Here is a 16,724-nt window from a genome sequence, read left to right on the forward strand (position 1 = left end):
TTTTCATCTATTGTAACGGTAAACAGTTATTCTACCAAATAAAAACCTGCTTTTTATTTAGCTTCTTAATATTTTATCCATTTTCTTGCCTTTTGCAAGTTCATCAATTAGCTTATCTAAATAACGTATTTCCTGCATCAGTGGGTCTTTGATCGTTTCCACTCGCACACCACAAATCACCCCAGTTATCAACTGTCTGTTTGGATTCAGTTTGGGTGCTTGTTCAAAGAAGACTTGGAACGTTACTTCATTTTTCAGTTGTTTTTGTAATTCTTCTTCGGTATAACCAGTCAACCAGCGGATGATTTCATCCACTTCTGACCGAGAGTGTCCTTTTTTCTCAGCTTTTTTTACATAGAGAGGGTAGACACTTGAGAAACTCATGGTGAAAATTCGTTGATTCATGATAGCACCTCCTGCGATAAGTTTTCTTTTATTATATTCGTTTGTTCAATAAATGTGTACTTATCGCAATTGTAAAAAAAGAATAAATAAAAGGCTAAGGCAAGTTGATGAATAAACTTGTCTTAACCTTTTGAGATTTGTAGCAAAGTTATTCTTTTCTCATCAAATAGTCAAATGCACCAAGGGCTGCTGTAGCTCCTGATCCCATAGCAATAATGATCTGTTTATAAGCACTATCTGTGCAATCACCAGCAGCGTAAAGTCCTGCTTCACTGGTAGCACCATGGGCATCAGTGATGATTTCTCCTCGATCATTTAACTCAAGTGTTCCAACTAACCAATCCGTATTAGGAACCAAACCGATCAGAATAAACACACCTGAAACAGCTATTGTGTGTTCTTCCTGGGTGGAACGGTCGATATAACTCAACGAATCAACCTTTGTCTGACCACTGATTTCTTTCGTCTGGGCATTTAGAATGACAGTGACATTTGTTAAAGTAGCTAGTTTATCTTGTAATACTTGGTCTGCTTTAAGTGTCGGAAGAAACTCTAAAATATATACATGTTTCGCCAACCCAGCTAAATCAATGGCAGCTTCAATCCCTGAATTTCCGCCACCAATCACTGCGATTTCTTTTCCGGCAAAGAGGGGACCATCGCAATGAGGACAATAGGCAATTCCTTTGTTTTTAAATTCTTTTTCACCAGGAACATTGATGGAACGCCAATGAGCTCCTGTTGCAACAATCGTTGTTTTTGATTTCAGTTGATTGCCGCTTTTTAAATTGATTTCAAAGAGATCTGCTCCTTTGTTTAGTGACACAACTTGTTGATTTGTCATAACATCAACAGGATAAGACCGTAAATGTTCTTCGACTTGTTTCATCAATCGTGGACCTTCTGTGTAAGGTGTACCGATTAGATTTTCGATGCCTAACGTTTCTACGACTTGACCGCCAAGTGTATCAGTTACGAGTCCAGTACGGAGGCCTTTTCTAACTGCGTAAATCGCTGCGCTGCTTGCTGCTGGACCGCCACCGATAACTAGAACGTCAAATAATTCTTTTGTATTGATTTCCTTTTGTTCCATTAGATTCGGGCCAGCTATTTTTCCTAAAATTTGTTCAATCGTCATTCGTCCACTAGCAAATTCTTTTTCGTTTAAAAAGACGGTTGGCACGGCCATGATTTGTTTTTCAGTGATTTCATGCTGATACATCCCACCTTCGATCATCGTATGGGTGATCAACGGATTCAAAACCGCTAAAATGTTTAACGCTTGAACAACATCAGGGCAGTTGTGACAGGTTAAACTGACATAGCTCTCAAAATGTAGAGGCTGATTAATTTCTAAAATGGATTGAATCAAAGTATCAGCTATTTTAGGTGGTCGTCCACTTACTTGTAATAAAGCAAGGAGGAAAGATGCAAACTCGTGGCCTAAAGGAATACCTGCGAAAGTGATCCCGCTAGTCTTTTGTAAAGAATTGATTTCAAAGCTAGGGGTACGTGGCAACGTCTTTTGTTCAACCGTAATTTTATCAGTCATATCTGCCACTTCGTTCACAAACTCGAATAGTTGTTGGGAATTGGCTGTGTCATCTGTACTAACCGAAAAAACAACTGGTGCTTCCATTAAATCAAGATATTGAGCTAAATTTTGTTTCGTTTCCTTATCTAACATCGGCTCATCCTCTAAATCTTTCCAACAAGATCGAAACTAGGTTTTAGTGTTTCGCCACTTTCTTTCCATTTCGCTGGACAAACTTCACCAGGATGCGTACGTACGTATTGTGCGGCTTTGATTTTGTCAATCAAGGCACTTGCGTCACGTCCAATACCATCAGCATTGATTTCCATTGCTTGTACGATACCATCTGGATCTATGATAAAAGTTCCTCTTTGTGCAAGTCCACTTTCTTCATTCAATACATCAAATAAACGAGAAATGTGGTGAGAAGGGTCGCCAATCATGGCATATTCTATTTTTCCGATAGCTTCAGATGAGTCATGCCATGCTTTATGTGTAAAGTGGGTATCCGTTGAACAAGAAAATACTTGGACGCCTAGTGATTTTAATTCATCGTATTGTTCCTGTAAATCCTCTAATTCTGTTGGACATACGAAAGTGAAATCTGCTGGATAAAAGCAAATAATACTCCAATTACCAGTAAGATTAGCATCGCTGATATCGATAAATTCTCCGTTTTTATAAGCTTGTGCGGTAAATTCTCCAACTTTTTTTCCAATCAATGACATATGAAAACCTCCAATTTATTTTGCTTTATTTATAATTAATATAATTTAATAACGGTTGCAAAGTCAAAGGTTTTTTGGTTATTTTAAGAATGTCTCGTAAAAATAGGAGGTTATTTATAGGTAGAATAGAAAAAGCCGTACATGGGAATAGTGGCTGCTTCCTTTGTTTAGTAGGATTCATCGACTATTTTTCCATGAACGGCTGCATTGGATCATTTATTAGAAAATGGTGTGCAAGATGTATAATCATTTTCTTGCTTTAATTCAAAGATATATCCAGCAATTTGAGTAATTACTTTTTTCCATTCTTGCGGTGTCACATAATTGTCCAATAAATAGATTTTTTTGATATGTGGCGGCAGATGCTCTAAGGGACAGTCACTGACGATGATATCACATTCTTCCATATAATTTTTTTGGATGATGATCGACTCGGAAGAAAAGATCTGCTCGATTTTGACCATCAAATCTTTACTCACATAAAAATCCTTGGTGTAATTGATACCTATGACGATCGAGTGTTGAGGTTTAAAGCGATCATACAAATGAAGTAAGTCTTCAACGATCCATTGCATATTTTCTTTGATCAATAGATCTGGCAGCTCTTTACTGATTTTTTGTCTAAAAGTGACGTAGAATTGTTTGATCTCATTTTGTAAGTTTTCAAAATTTTCTTTTCCTTCATATAAAGTATAGGTAGGTAAAGGAGTATTGGGGTGATCAGGATTCAAAAAAGTACTGAAAAGTTTATTTCGAGCAAAGTTCAAGGCATAAAGTTTTTGTTGGTTGACTGGTACTTTTAAATGAAAGTGTCGGCTAAAAGACTCCACTAGCTTTTTAGAGTAAACGATGTAAGGAACATTAGCTTCTAGTAACATTTGGTAATGTTGAAAGCTAAGCTCGTCACTTTCTAGTTTTGAGATCGCTAATCTTGCTAACAGGTTGATTAAAACCCGCTGCTCATGACAGATAGATAAATGATCGTTAAGTAAATCAAATTCTGGAGTAACCAAGTATTCAATATAGTCATATTCTTTAAACTCTCTTTGGACATTCTTCAACGATGTAACTGGAAAGTTCTCTACACAGATTTTTAATAGTAAAAATAATTTCTCTTTCATACCTCCACTTAGGGCATCAAGTAATTCTTGTTTAAAATAAGTTGTTAGTTCATACGTAATAGATTGTGGGGTTTCCATGCCGTAGGGGACAGAAGTATTTGAAAAAATATTCCAATAAACATCTAAAAAACAATACTGGATCTGTACTTCCGTTCCTGCTACGATTTTTTTCCTTTAGCTGTAAATTTAAATGCAATCCCATACAATTTAAGGAACTGATTGACAGCTTTCATTTTGGAATAAAGATAAGAGGAGCTGTAATTTGTTGTTTGACTAATGCTAACAATTGAATGACCAGTTGGTTCTAACAGGGCTGTTAAAATTTTAAAATTTGTCGATTCTAAACAGTATTTACCAAATAATTCATAATAACATTTTGCACTATCTGTATTCTTTAAATCTAACTGGACAAATTTCTTTTGCCTGATCAAAGAAACATCTTCTAAATCAAGTGTCATAAAATCCTGTTCTAATTCTTGGAGATAAAGCAAAAAATTAGAATCAGACATCTCAAAATAATCAGCGAGGTAGTGAGTGGTAATGAAGAATGGGTGTTCTGCAAGAAAAAGAAAAATATTGAGCTTGGTAACACTTTTTTTATTTAAAAGATACTTTTTGATTGCTTCTTGTGTTTGCATGTTATTCCTCCATTTGATTTTCCATCCAGCATTTTACTAAAAAATTAGCTATTTTGAACAAAAAAACAGTAATAATATTTTAGCCGTTTGTATTATCTTATGTATTGCAAGCCAAAAGTGTTTGAAACGGGGGAGATGTAAAAATGAATCACTTAAAACTTATAATGGCTACTGTTGCTTTGACAGGCCTATCGGTAACTGCCGAAGCAACGCAACAAGTAAAGATTGAAGAGCACCACCCAATCGTTACTAAAACGAAAGAGCCTGGGTGGGCAAACGTGAATTGTATCACACTACAGGATGAATTTTCCACAACAAATTCAGGAATCATGAAATTTCCGGTGGGAAAAACGGTACCAGTCAAAGCCAGTGTCAGCTATTCAGGCGATAGACAACCAATCTCACAATCCAATGTAGTATTTGAGAAAGTTGATCCAGCATTGACGATTGGGTACGATCCAACTACGCTTCAGATTAATGGACATAAGGCTAGTTTTACCTTTACTGTAACATTAAATCAACATTTAACAAAGCCAGCATTATTTACGATCAAAGTAGCTGATGGCAGTCCGACAGATAATCAGCATCTTACGCCTTATAGTCAACGTCAGACAGTTGAAGAAATGCTTAATGTTGATGAGGATAATTTTACCGAATTACCAGAAATTGAACCGACTGATCCAACACCGGAAGAAAAGCCAGATCCAGTTGAACCGACTGATCCAACGCCGGAAGAAAGCCAGATCCAGTTGAACCGACTGATCCAACGCCAGAAGAAAGCCAGATCCAGTCGAACCGACTGATCCAACACCAGATGAAATGAAAAAACCTCAAGTGGAAATCGAGATACCTAAGAAAGAAGAATTTCCAACTGTGGGGGAATCTTTAATTGACGTTAATACGAAAAATCAAGTAATTTTGCCAGATATGATCAAAGAAAAATCGCATCAGATGTCTTTATCAGGTAGTTTTACGCCTAAAAATGAAAACAATTATGAAATAAACAATGATAATTTCTCAGATAATGAAAAATCTCTTGGTAATGGTATAAGTGGTCAATTACCAAAAACAGCAGATAAAGCAACACCAAGTTTTATGTATCTTGGGTTTACACTTATCATTTTCTCTATTTTCGGAGTGAGAAAGTTACGAAATAGTGAAAAACAAAGTTAAAGCAAACAAATAACATTATTATTAAAAGAAGAGAATGAGGAGCACATCCTCATTCTCTTCTTTATAAAATAGAAAATTACTAGAAAAATAAGTGATGAACCATAAGTATTAAATCACTTATTTTTTATTTGTTTAAATAATGTATTTGTTCTTGATCAACCACTGGATAAGTAATCAATTCAGTGCCTTCGAGATTTTCTTTATGCATTTCAACTGCGGTGATTTGGTGATTGTTGTAAGTAGTATAGTAATAGATCCCTTTGTCCATGTTACAACAAGACGAATAGATCGTATATTCAAACTTCCCATTTCCTACATCACACAATCCTTTTTGTTGTTCCACGGATGTTAATATATGGAAAAATTGGTTCACGCTCTCCATCTCTGAATCTCCTGAGACTGATTGCCATTTTGTAAAGGCAGCTTTTACGAAACGAGAAGCAGATGATAAATCGCCTGGTAAGCCTAATCCACCCATTCCACGACTATACACATCCAACTCTAGATTTTTCGCAAAATGATTGGAAGATACAGTAGGAGAAACATGACGGTAGTTATTTAAATTAAACAATTGATAATCAAAAGGTGGATTATTTGTTAATACACCGACTGGATTATTGTAAATTTTCAAACCATCAATGGTTGATTCGATCACGAGAGCTTCATTTTGGTCAGCAAGCATCCAGTGAAGAGGAGAAAGTGGAAGTTCTTCACTAAAATTGATATTTACTAAGTTGATCTCAGCAAGTAATTTTTTTGCCTCATCGATTGTTGCGCATTTTCCTAATAACCAAGGGATAAATTCGAATGGTGAGATATTGGTTTTACCAGAGTCTTTTTCAAAGTAATGAGCATTTTCAGGGAAATTCAAACCTGCCATGCTAAGTCCTTTTTCATTTGTTGCTTCAAAATATAACGGATAATTATCAACAACTGCAGCCATACCAATTAACGCATAGTGAGAGGGTAGAGGATCCGTTCGACGAAATTTAAAAGGATAGTTTCTAGGCGTAATTGTCACTACTTGTCCATAAGAAAGCTCTAAATCTAAGTTTCGTCCAAAATAATGATCTTTAGTTGCATAAACAATGGATGTACACATGATACATCTCCTCCTTTTATTAATATAAATTAATGATAATACCAATTTTAATTTTTTACCAGAAAAACTGATTTTTGATTAAAAAAACTCCTATTATAAAAAAAGATCTTTTCTAAGATGGATTTACTTTGTAAGGATTAACAAGACAAGTGTGCGGTGTTCTAGAAAATTTTAGCGGAAAATAAGCCGAAGAATGCCCTAACTAGAAGGGATTCTTCGACTTATTTCTCAGAGCTAGAGACGTCACAAAATTTTTATGACAATTAAACTGAAGTAAATCTTACAGGTTCTGATTCAAAGAAAGTCACTCTTTGAGGGGATGGTTGGGAATTTCTTTCACTTTTAATATATCTAATAAGAATGTAAAAATTGGAATACCAACAATCAAACCCCATACTCCTAAAAAGCGTTCGCTGATCAATAATACAATAAAGGTATAGAAAATCGGTAATTCTGTTTTACTAGACATCAATTTTGGATTCAAAACATAAGATTCAAGTAAATGGACGATTAAAATCGTTAATAAGATGTAAACCACATCTTTTATGCCACCTTGAGAATACGCAATAAAGGATAAGGGCACACAAGAGATAATGACACCAGCAACTGGGATCAAACTTAAAATAAAGATCATAATTGCTAAACTAAGCAACTGATGGAAACCAAAAGCAGCTAAAGCAATCGTTGTGAGGATCGTGTTTAATAAAGCAATAATGAACTGTGCCTCTAATACTAATCCAAAGGTATTGACAAATTTATCAGCAAAGTAATAAATGTCTTGGAAGAACCAAGAAAATTCGCCTTTTAAGAATAAGCGGGAAAATAGGATTGTTTTTTTCTTTTCGATCATAAAAAAGAAACTTAAGATAAAAGACATAGTAAAGGCGACAGCCATCTTACCAAAGTCTTGCAAATAGCCTAAAGCAATTGATGCACCATTTTGTAATTGTTCAAAGAAATCATTTCTTTCAATGTAATTATGGATATAAAGTAAAACCGGATCAGCGTCTTTGGGTTGATGTTCATAGAAATTGATGACTGATTTGACCATGTCAAATGTTTGGTGTACCAAGACGGGGATATAAATTGTAAATGCTAAATAGATTAGGTAAACCACAAGAGCATAAACAATAATGGTTAATACTCCGGTTGGAACCTTAATGAATCGTTGGATAATTTGCACTAAGTGAATCATTAAATACGTAAAAATAAAAGTTAGTAAAATTGTTGTAATCATGCTTCTTACAAGAAAAAGGACTACAATAATGATTAATAGAACAGTCATACGACGAATTTTTTCATTCGCCAAAAAGCGTTGGTAAACAGACAAATCAACAACCTCCAAGTAATTTAAGTCATAGCGTACATATTTGATTATAAAGCGGAAATAGGGAATTAGGAAGAAAAAAATAAAAACTGCAGACATTGATGAGCAATGTCTGCAGTTTGACTGTTTAGTTCCTAGTGTTTTTCCCGAAAATTAGTTAGCATTTTCTTGCTGAGTTTTTGCAAAAGAACAAGCTCATCCGGTTCAAGTGGAAGACTCGCTAATATTTTAGCAGGAATATCTTTTGCTTTTTCTTCTAAAGCTTTTCCATTAGAAGTCAGTGATAGAATCGTAATACGCTCGTCTTTATCTGCTCTTCTTCTTTGAAGTAGGCCTTTGTCAGCCATTTTTTTTATGACGGGCGTCAAGGTTCCAGAATCTAAACAAAGTAAGCTGCCAAGTTCTTTCATTGTGACTTGTTGGTTTTCCCATAAAACACGCATTACCAGGTATTGCGTGTAAGTTAAATCTAAAGGCTTCAGCAAAGGGTTGTACGAGCGAATGATTTCTTTAGAGGCGGCATATAAAGGAAAGCACAACTGGTTTTCTAAATATAAATCTTCCATTTTCTCCACCTCGATTCTCGTAGTTCCTTGTTAGCATAGCTGATTTTGTAATAAATGTCTAGCTGTTAACGGCAGTCAATGTCACTTCAATATTACCTGCAGTTGCCTTAGAATAAGGGCAAACCTTATGAGCTGCTTCTAGTAATTCTTGTGTTTCCTCTAAAGAGAGACCTTCAACATGACCTTCAATTTCAACGCCTAAAACAAAACTCATTTCATTTTCAGCATACAAAGATACTTGAGCACTGATGGTAGAAGCACCAGAGATATTTTTTTGATTTTTGATCAATTCTAACGCACTATTGAAACAAGCACTGAAACCTGCTGCAAATAATTGCTCAGGATTCGTTGCATCGGCTACACGACGTCCAGGAGCCGCAATTGTAAGTTCAAATGAATGATCTGGACTATGAACTTCACCTGAACGACCACCAGTATTGATCATTTTTGTAGAATACATTTTTTTCATAAAAAACACTCCTTTAAATTTGATTTTGTACAATTAAATTGTATACAACTTAATTGAGAAAGGCAACTAATTCGTTTCAGCATGGGCATAAAAAAAACGAGCGACTACACGTTATGGCATCACTCGTTTTAGATAAATTATTTAAGCAGAATCAATTTTTAGAAGAAATACAAAAATAGAAGAGGAAGTATTTATGAATAAGCTTCTTATTACTCAATTGGATGGTAAGTAAAGCCACTACCAGTTACTTCAGCTACACTGCTGACAATCACAAAAGCAGTAGGGTCGATTTCTTCGATCAATGATTTGACTCTTGAAAACTCCTGGTCTGTTACGACGATCAATAAAACTTCTTTAGATTTGCGGTTGTAGCCACCTTTTGCTTCTAATAAAGTTAAGCCACGACCAATTTCCGCACTTAAACGTTGGCGGATTTCTTCGATAGAAGTTTCGCTCATCACCATTATCGATTTTTTACGATTCATTCCTGTTTCAATATATGACATTACAATCGAGGTAATGACGATCGAAAGAATGGCGTATAAAAATTCTTCAAACCCAAAAATAAATAAATTAAGTGATACAACAAACGCATCTGTTACCAATAAACCAATCGAAGTATTCAAATGAAAGTACTTTTTGAAGATCAGTGGTGGAATAGTTGTTCCGCCACTTGAAGAATTATTTTTGTATAAAATAGCGACACCCAGAGCAAAGATCGCACTACCAAAGATCACTGAAAGTAAACGATCCGACGTAACCATCATTTCAGGGACGACCGCAATAATCAGCGGAAAGACAAGACTTCCAAAAAGCACTTTGAAAAAAGGTTTTTTTCCAAGAAATACAAGAGCTAATACCAACATGATGATATTTAATACTAAAATGACCATTGCACGATCAAAACCTAAAGCCGATTCTAAGAGAATACCTAAACCACTCACACCGCCTGCTGCGATATGGTGGGGGCCTAAAAACATATTGATACCTACGCCTAAAATGGTTAAGGCAAACATTATTTTTATGTATGTCCAAATCATCGTTTTCATTTGCTTCATCCATTCACATCCATTCATTATTGTATTTTAATTTTTTAGTGCTTTTTTCATTATAACGTAATATTCACCTAAAGTTAACTACTATTTTAAAAAAATGTTAGGTTAGTCTAACATTTCAGGTTGAGAAATAGATGAGCTATGAGTTCACTATGTTGCTATAGATAGTGAATAATCATATTTTTTATCGATTGAAATAAAAATGAAAGATGTCTTTTACTTTTACTTATTTCGATAAAGAGCAAATAAAGATGGAAATTTAATGAATGAAAGGTTGGACATAAATGCAACGTCATGTCGATTCGTTACGAACAGTTAGTGTGCAAGAACCATTGGCAATAAGATGAGCAGGAGTTGGTTCGTTTTCTTTTTCTAAATAAATTTCAGCTGCCCAAAATTGGATAGAACGTCCAATTTTAGTTGGACGTGCGATCACTCGTAATTGTCCATTTTGAGCGCTGTTAAGGTGGTTGACGTGTAAATCTACACTTACCGCATATTGTGGCGAGCTTAAATGTTGGTTAGCACCAATACTACAAGCGGTTTCAATCAAGATACCGTTGATTCCACCATGAAGGAAGCCAAAAGGTTGGAGATGGATGTCAGAAATCGGTAGTAACAATTCAACCTGTTCTTTTGAGATAGACATTGTCTCAATCTGTAAATATTCGATTAAATTCATTTTTAGGTTTCATTCCTTTTTTGTTTTTTGAATAGTATAACAGAAATTCTTAAAAAATATAAAATTACAAACGTTTTCTTTGGCTTTTGTGTATAATAAGAATGTTCAACTTAGAGGAGGAATAAAATGAGAGAATGGCAAACAATTAAAGACTATGAAGAAATACTTTTTGAAAAACATGGTAAAATAGCAAAAATAACAATTAATCGACCTCAAGTACACAATGCATTCACTCCAAAGACAGTGTTTGAAATGATTGAAGCTTTTACTATTTGTCGAGAGCGGCAAGATATTGGTGTGATTATTTTAACCGGGGCAGGAGATCAAGCATTTTGTTCTGGTGGAGATCAAAAAGTTCGAGGAAATGGCGGGTATGTAGGTGATGATCAAATCCCTCGCTTGAATGTGCTAGATCTCCAACGCTTGATTCGGGTCATTCCAAAGCCTGTGATTGCTATGGTCAAAGGTTGGTCGATCGGTGGAGGCAATGTCTTACAACTTGTTTGTGACATCACAATTGCCGCTGAAAATGCGAAATTTGGACAAACAGGTCCGAATGTAGGAAGTTTTGACGGCGGTTATGGATCAGGCTATCTAGCTCGAGTGATCGGTCATAAAAAAGCAAAAGAAGTCTGGTTTATGACGAAACAGTATTCCGCAACAGAAGCTTTAGCAATGAATTGGATCAACACAGTGGTACCTTTAGCCGAAATTGAAGACGTAACGATAGAGTGGGCAGAAGAAATGTTGAAGAAAAGTCCTTTAGCATTAAGAATGATCAAGGCTGCAATGAACGCAGATACAGACGGACTAGCGGGGATCCAACAATTAGCAGGGGATGCCACTTTACTTTACTACACGATGGCTGAAGCTCAAGAAGGACGAGATGCATTCAAAGAAAAGAGAGAGCCTGACTTTGACCAATTTCCTAAATTTCCCTAAACAAAAACCAAATAGTTGGTTGCAACGACAAGCATTAGAACAGCCAGATCAGCCAGCCTTTTATACGAAAGATGTTTGTCTAACGTTTAGTGAATTGAATCACTATGTACAGCAACTTGCTTATTATTTCAAACGTTTTATAAGCAATCAACAAAAAACTATTAAAAGAGTAGCCATTTTGAGCGACAATCAGACAATGATGTATCAGTCGATCTTAGCTCTATGGGAACTAGGAATGGAGATCCAATTTCTAAATACAAGGTTAACCAGTGAAGAACTAGCTTATCAGTTAAAAGATGCCAATACACGACTATTGATCACTGAACATCCTGAACATTTTTCCTTTGAAAATGTAACCATCATTTCTTTCCCGGAAAAAAAGGAACTAATCGGGAGAATTAATGAACCACCAATTGATTTCGGCTATCAATTGGAGCAAATAGCCTCGATCATGTATACATCTGGGACTACTGGAAAGCCAAAAGGAGTACCTCAAACTTTTTCAAACCATCAAGCAAGTAGCCTAGCTACACAAAAAAGTATGGCTATCGAGTCTGGCGAGAATTGGCTTTGTTGCGTCCCGTTGTACCATATCAGTGGTTTATCGATTCTTTTACGTTCCCTTGTTTTAGGAATTAGCGTTCATTTATGTGAGAAATTTCACCCATCAGAAGTCAACCAACTGATTTTAAGCGAAAAAACCGCTTATTTGTCGTTAGTCACGAAAATGTTAAAAGATCTGTTGCCGTTTGTACCAGAAGACGGTTATCCTTCTTCTTTGAAGCAAGTTTTATTAGGTGGCGGTCCGATTGAATCTACCTTACTTGAAGACTGTTGCCAGTTGAAGCTACCCGTTATGTTGTCTTATGGCATGACAGAAACATGTTCCCAAGTTGTCGCAGGTAAAATCAATTTGCATTCAAAGTTTAAAGACACGGTTGGTCGTCCGCTAATGGGTGTGCAAATTAAAATCGATGGGACAGATCAAGCGAATGAATCTGGAGAAATTCTTTTGAAAGGTCCGTCGATCGTTAAAGGATATCTCAACGGACGAGATCGACATTCGTGGACGAAAGAGGGCTGGTTTTGTACTGGTGATTGGGGCTATTTAACAGATACTGGTGAACTAAAAATTCTTAGTCGAATGAGTGAGCGAATCATCTCTGGCGGAGAAAATATTTACCCTGCTGAGATTGAAGCAATTTTTTTAAAAAGTCAGAAAATTGCAGAGGCTATTGTTATTGGTAGAGCCGATCCTAACTGGGGGCAACGCCCAGTAGCTTATTTGAAATTAATAGATAAGGTCAGCGTTAATGAAATTTGCAATCTCATGGAGCAACTTGCTTCCTACAAACATCCTGACGAAATTTTTGTCATCCATGATCTACCAAAAACAGCCTCAGGAAAACCATTAAAACGACTTTTTTTAACAGAAGAAAGAGTGAACTATATTGACTACCAACTTATTTAATCTAAATCTACAGGAAGTACCTGAAGCTGACTATGTATGTTATAGCTTTAAGATTCCTTATGAACCGTTAGCAAATCTCTTTGCAAAAGCGAGTGACTTTAAAGGCACACGTTTCTTTTGGCAAACGCCAGACAAAAATGTCGGTTTCTTGGGGTTTGGGCGTAATCTTTTAAAGAAGCGTGGAAACTGGTCCACCGAAGACCTGATAAATGCTAAACAAGAGTTTTTTAAAAAACTTTCGTTTCTGGTTCCTGAAAAAGAGACTCCGATTCTTTTTGGAGGATTACCTTTTGATGCTGAAAACAAAAATCAAGCGCCTATTTGGGGAGAATTGGCAGAGGGCTGTTTTATTCTACCCGAACTATTAATCAAGCAAAATCATCAGCAACTAACCGTTGTAATAACCGCAAGTAATCATTTTAAAACTTTAAAAGAACTCGATGAGTTTATTAAAGAAAAAATGAGACTCATTAATGAAATGAAAGAGCGATGTGTCCCAGATTTTTCGCCAAGTCAAATATTAAAAGAAACTGAAGTAGCTGTTCCTCATTTCTTAAAAGCTGTTGAAGAGACGATCGAAGTCACAGCAAATAAAAAATCAGCACTTAAAAAAGTGGTTTTAGCAAGACAGATGCAATTAGTTGGCAAAGAATTTTCTGTTGAAAAAATCTTACTTCATCTGATTAGTCAACAACCAAACACCTATCTCTTTGTTTTAGAAGCAAAAGGTCAAGCGTTTATTGGCGCAACACCTGAACGTTTGCTTCAGGCGACTGATACCCATTTCTTGACCGCTAGCATTGCTGGCTCTATCGCTAGAAGTTCAAACGAAAGAGAAGACGTTACATCGGGAGAAAAACTTTTAAAAGACTCTAAAAATATTGGAGAACACCAATTAGTCGTCGAACGTTTAACAGAACAGATGCACTCATTTATTAAGGGGAAACTAACAGTATCAGAAAAAAGTCTTTTAAAAAACCGAGACATTCAACATCTTTGTTTGACGTTGAAAGGGAGCCGTCAGGATGGTTTCTCATTTTTAGAAGTCATACGACAACTACATCCTTCACCAGCTTTAGGCGGTGTTCCTAAACAGGCAGCCATTGATTGGATAGCGGAAAAAGAACCTATTGGGCGAGGGTTATACGGTGGTCCAATTGGCTGGTGTAGTTTAACTGAGGATGTTGGTGAATTTGCAGTTGGTATTCGTTCTGGAGTAGTGAGTGATACTGAGGTCCAGTTGTATGCTGGCTGTGGAATTGTGCCAGATTCAACGCCTGAAGCGGAATACTTAGAAACTGCTCTAAAATTTCAACCGATGATTCGAGGTGTAAAAGAATGACGAACACAAAAGAGCTGACTGCTTATTTATTAGCATTTATCCATGGATTGAAAGAAAGTGGATTAAAAGAAATGGTCATTAGCCCAGGATCACGCTCGACACCACTGGCCTTATTGGCTTATCGTGACCCGGAAATCAATTGCTATATCAATGTGGACGAGCGTTCGGCTGCTTTTTTTGCGCTTGGTTTAGCAAAAGCACAAAAGGAACCTGTTGGTCTGATTTGCACATCAGGAACTGCTGCAGCAAATTATTATCCAGCCATTTGTGAAGCTGAGGCGTCAAATGTTCCACTCGTTGTGTTGACCGCTGACCGTCCACCAGAGGCGCAAGGCGTAGGAGCACCACAAACGATAGATCAGCAACATTTGTATGGAAGCCATGTCAAAAAGTATATCGGAATGGCTTTGCCTGAAGAAGGAGAATCTTTTGAAAGATATGCGTTTTTTCAGGGTTGGGAGAGTGCGGCTGCTGCAATAAAAATTCCTAAAGGACCTGTACATGTGAATCTACCTTTTCGAGAACCTTTATTACCAGATTTGTCCCAATCATTTACACGTCATTATTCAAGAAAAGGGGAAACGATCAATAAAGTAACTTCCTTTTCGTTACCAGAACTTGATTCTTGGTTGACCAAAAAAGGGTTGATTATTGTTGGAAGAGAATTGACCACACAACAGGCAACGAAAATGATTGAACTAGCTGAAATCGTAGGATGGCCTATTCTTGGTGATCCACTTACAAATTTAGGAAATTGCGGGAAAGAAAGCGACAATTATATTTCTCATGTTGATTTGATCTTTGCCGATCAACGCTTAGAAACACCCGAAATCGTTTGGCAGTTTGGTAACTTGCCATTGGCCAAAAACCTCATGCTTTATTTAAATCAGTCAAAAGACCTGACTTATGTCATCATTGATGAAAGCGAATCTTGGAAAGACTGGTTACATCAAAGTAATTATGTTTTACCAATTGATCCACTGACGTTTTGTAGCATGGTTAAGAACATGAGCGATGAAGAATTTCATACTCATGCAGATAGAAACTGGTTATCCTATTGGCAAGAAAGAGCAAAGCTTGCCAGACAAACGATAGAAACAACCTTACCCTTAGATGCCTATAACGAAAGCAATGCTAGTAAGCGTCTTTTTCAATTGTTAAAGTTTGACGAAACACTCTTCTTGTCCAATAGTAATGCTATTCGTTTTATTGATCGCTACGCTGGTTTTTCAAAACAACGATTTTCAGTCTATGGGAATCGGGGAGTAAATGGTATTGACGGGATTGTTTCAACAGCTGCAGGTATTTGTGCGGCTAAGAAACAGCAGATGTTTTTGTTGATTGGTGACTTAGCTTTGTTTCATGATATGAATGGGTTACAAATAATCAAAGAACTTGAGCTGCCGGTGACTGTGATCGTTTTGAATAATAACGGGGGAGGTATCTTTTCTTTCCTTCCTCAAAGGGAATTAGATAACTCCTTTTTTGATCCTTTGTTTTCAACACCCTTACATCTAGACTTGGAGAAAGTGGCAGATCTCTACTGCGGCGCTTATAAAAAGCCCAAATCGCTGACTGAATTTGAACAAATAGTTTGTGAAAGTCGAGAAAGAATAGACAGTAAAGACAATAGAGAAGAGAAAGAAAATTCAACTTGGACGTTGATTGAAGTCGTTGGCGAACAAAAAGCACCAGCAGAGCTTTGGCAACACATGATTGAGGGATACGGTAATCGAAATGAGTGAGGGAAAAATAAAAATCAATGGTGTTAATTATGCTTATCGTTGGTTACAGCGAACATCTCCAATGAGACCTACTATCATTTGTTTACACGGATTTACCGGAACTTCCATGAGCTTTTCTTTGCCTTTTCAAGATTTAAATGTTTTAGCAATCGATTTGATCGGGCATGGTAAGACGGATGTTTATGTTCATCCTTATCGCTATAAGCTTCCATTACTTGTTCAAGATTTAGCACAATTGGTTTTGCAATTAAAGATCGATGCTTTTTATTTGTTGGGGTATTCCATGGGGGCCCGTACCGCGTTAACTTGGCTGATTGAACAACCAAAAGGAATTTTAGGCATCATTATGGAAAGTGGTACACCAGGCATCAGTTCGCTTAGCGAAAGACTCATACGTCAAAAAAAGATCTTTTATTAGCGCAAA

General features: G+C 36.5%; 16 protein-coding genes and 1 pseudogene. 7 read left to right on the forward strand and 10 right to left on the reverse strand.

Annotated features, from left to right (window positions below; genetic code table 11):
• Positions 1 to 57 precede the first annotated feature (57 nt).
• The 4 genes and pseudogenes from EHR_RS10675 to EHR_RS10690 form a co-directional block, all read right to left on the reverse strand.
• Complete coding sequence (locus EHR_RS10675; protein ID WP_010737628.1) at positions 58 to 405, reverse strand: DUF2200 domain-containing protein; 348 nt, start codon at positions 403 to 405, stop codon at positions 58 to 60.
• 148 nt (positions 406 to 553) lie between these two features.
• Positions 554 to 2,092 carry an alkyl hydroperoxide reductase subunit F gene (ahpF, locus tag EHR_RS10680; protein WP_010737627.1) on the reverse strand — a complete coding sequence of 513 codons (1,539 nt, stop codon included), beginning with the start codon at positions 2,090 to 2,092 and terminating at the stop codon, positions 554 to 556.
• An 11-nt stretch (positions 2,093 to 2,103) separates the two neighbouring features.
• Positions 2,104 to 2,667, reverse strand: a complete 564-nt coding sequence (gene ahpC / locus EHR_RS10685) for an alkyl hydroperoxide reductase subunit C (protein ID WP_010737626.1) — start codon at positions 2,665 to 2,667, stop codon at positions 2,104 to 2,106.
• Between the two features lie 212 nt (positions 2,668 to 2,879).
• Positions 2,880 to 4,426: pseudogene (locus tag EHR_RS10690) on the reverse strand (helix-turn-helix domain-containing protein).
• Positions 4,427 to 4,569: 143 nt separating this feature from the next.
• Between EHR_RS10690 and EHR_RS10695 the strand changes: the two are divergent.
• Positions 4,570 to 5,229, forward strand: a complete 660-nt coding sequence (locus EHR_RS10695; protein WP_014834642.1) for a hypothetical protein — start codon at positions 4,570 to 4,572, stop codon at positions 5,227 to 5,229.
• 16 nt (positions 5,230 to 5,245) lie between these two features.
• Positions 5,246 to 5,599, forward strand: coding sequence for an LPXTG cell wall anchor domain-containing protein (locus tag EHR_RS10700; protein ID WP_014834643.1), 354 nt, complete (start codon positions 5,246 to 5,248; stop codon positions 5,597 to 5,599).
• Between the two features lie 124 nt (positions 5,600 to 5,723).
• Here EHR_RS10700 and bsh read toward each other — a convergent pair whose 3' ends face one another.
• From bsh to EHR_RS10730, 6 genes are all read right to left on the reverse strand, one after another.
• Entirely contained in the window at positions 5,724 to 6,701 is a 978-nt protein-coding gene (gene bsh / locus EHR_RS10705; protein WP_010737622.1) for a choloylglycine hydrolase, read from the reverse strand.
• Between the two features lie 304 nt (positions 6,702 to 7,005).
• Positions 7,006 to 8,031, reverse strand: a complete 1,026-nt coding sequence (locus EHR_RS10710; RefSeq protein ID WP_010737621.1) for an AI-2E family transporter — start codon at positions 8,029 to 8,031, stop codon at positions 7,006 to 7,008.
• Between the two features lie 131 nt (positions 8,032 to 8,162).
• Entirely contained in the window at positions 8,163 to 8,594 is a 432-nt protein-coding gene (locus EHR_RS10715; RefSeq protein ID WP_010737620.1) for a MarR family winged helix-turn-helix transcriptional regulator, read from the reverse strand.
• 58 nt (positions 8,595 to 8,652) lie between these two features.
• Complete coding sequence (locus EHR_RS10720; protein WP_010737619.1) at positions 8,653 to 9,063, reverse strand: organic hydroperoxide resistance protein; 411 nt, start codon at positions 9,061 to 9,063, stop codon at positions 8,653 to 8,655.
• Between the two features lie 209 nt (positions 9,064 to 9,272).
• Complete coding sequence (locus tag EHR_RS10725; protein ID WP_010737618.1) at positions 9,273 to 10,121, reverse strand: YitT family protein; 849 nt, start codon at positions 10,119 to 10,121, stop codon at positions 9,273 to 9,275.
• A 289-nt stretch (positions 10,122 to 10,410) separates the two neighbouring features.
• Positions 10,411 to 10,800 (reverse strand): PaaI family thioesterase, encoded by a 390-nt coding sequence (locus EHR_RS10730; protein ID WP_010737617.1) that lies wholly within the window; start codon positions 10,798 to 10,800, stop codon positions 10,411 to 10,413.
• A gap of 126 nt (positions 10,801 to 10,926) precedes the next feature.
• Here EHR_RS10730 and menB point away from each other — a divergent pair, with 126 nt between their 5' ends.
• Genes menB through EHR_RS14545 form a run of 5 tightly spaced genes read left to right on the forward strand, consistent with a single transcriptional unit; the run spans position 10,927 to position 16,718 of the window.
• Positions 10,927 to 11,742, forward strand: coding sequence for a 1,4-dihydroxy-2-naphthoyl-CoA synthase (menB, locus tag EHR_RS10735; protein WP_010719121.1), 816 nt, complete (start codon positions 10,927 to 10,929; stop codon positions 11,740 to 11,742).
• Complete coding sequence (menE, locus tag EHR_RS10740; protein ID WP_010737616.1) at positions 11,687 to 13,213, forward strand: o-succinylbenzoate--CoA ligase; 1,527 nt, start codon at positions 11,687 to 11,689, stop codon at positions 13,211 to 13,213. The genes menB and menE overlap by 56 nt, the downstream gene beginning before the upstream one ends.
• Entirely contained in the window at positions 13,194 to 14,555 is a 1,362-nt protein-coding gene (locus tag EHR_RS10745) for an isochorismate synthase (RefSeq protein WP_010737615.1), read from the forward strand. The genes menE and EHR_RS10745 overlap by 20 nt, the downstream gene beginning before the upstream one ends.
• On the forward strand, positions 14,552 to 16,300 hold the full coding sequence (gene menD, locus EHR_RS10750; protein ID WP_010737614.1) for a 2-succinyl-5-enolpyruvyl-6-hydroxy-3-cyclohexene-1-carboxylic-acid synthase: 1,749 nt from the start codon (positions 14,552 to 14,554) through the stop codon (positions 16,298 to 16,300). The genes EHR_RS10745 and menD overlap by 4 nt, the downstream gene beginning before the upstream one ends.
• Positions 16,293 to 16,718, forward strand: a complete 426-nt coding sequence (locus tag EHR_RS14545; RefSeq protein ID WP_014834645.1) for an alpha/beta fold hydrolase — start codon at positions 16,293 to 16,295, stop codon at positions 16,716 to 16,718. The genes menD and EHR_RS14545 overlap by 8 nt, the downstream gene beginning before the upstream one ends.
• Positions 16,719 to 16,724: the final 6 nt, after the last annotated feature.

The organism is Enterococcus hirae ATCC 9790 (assembly GCF_000271405.2).
In the GTDB taxonomy this organism is placed as follows: Bacteria; Bacillota; Bacilli; order Lactobacillales; family Enterococcaceae; genus Enterococcus_B; species Enterococcus_B hirae.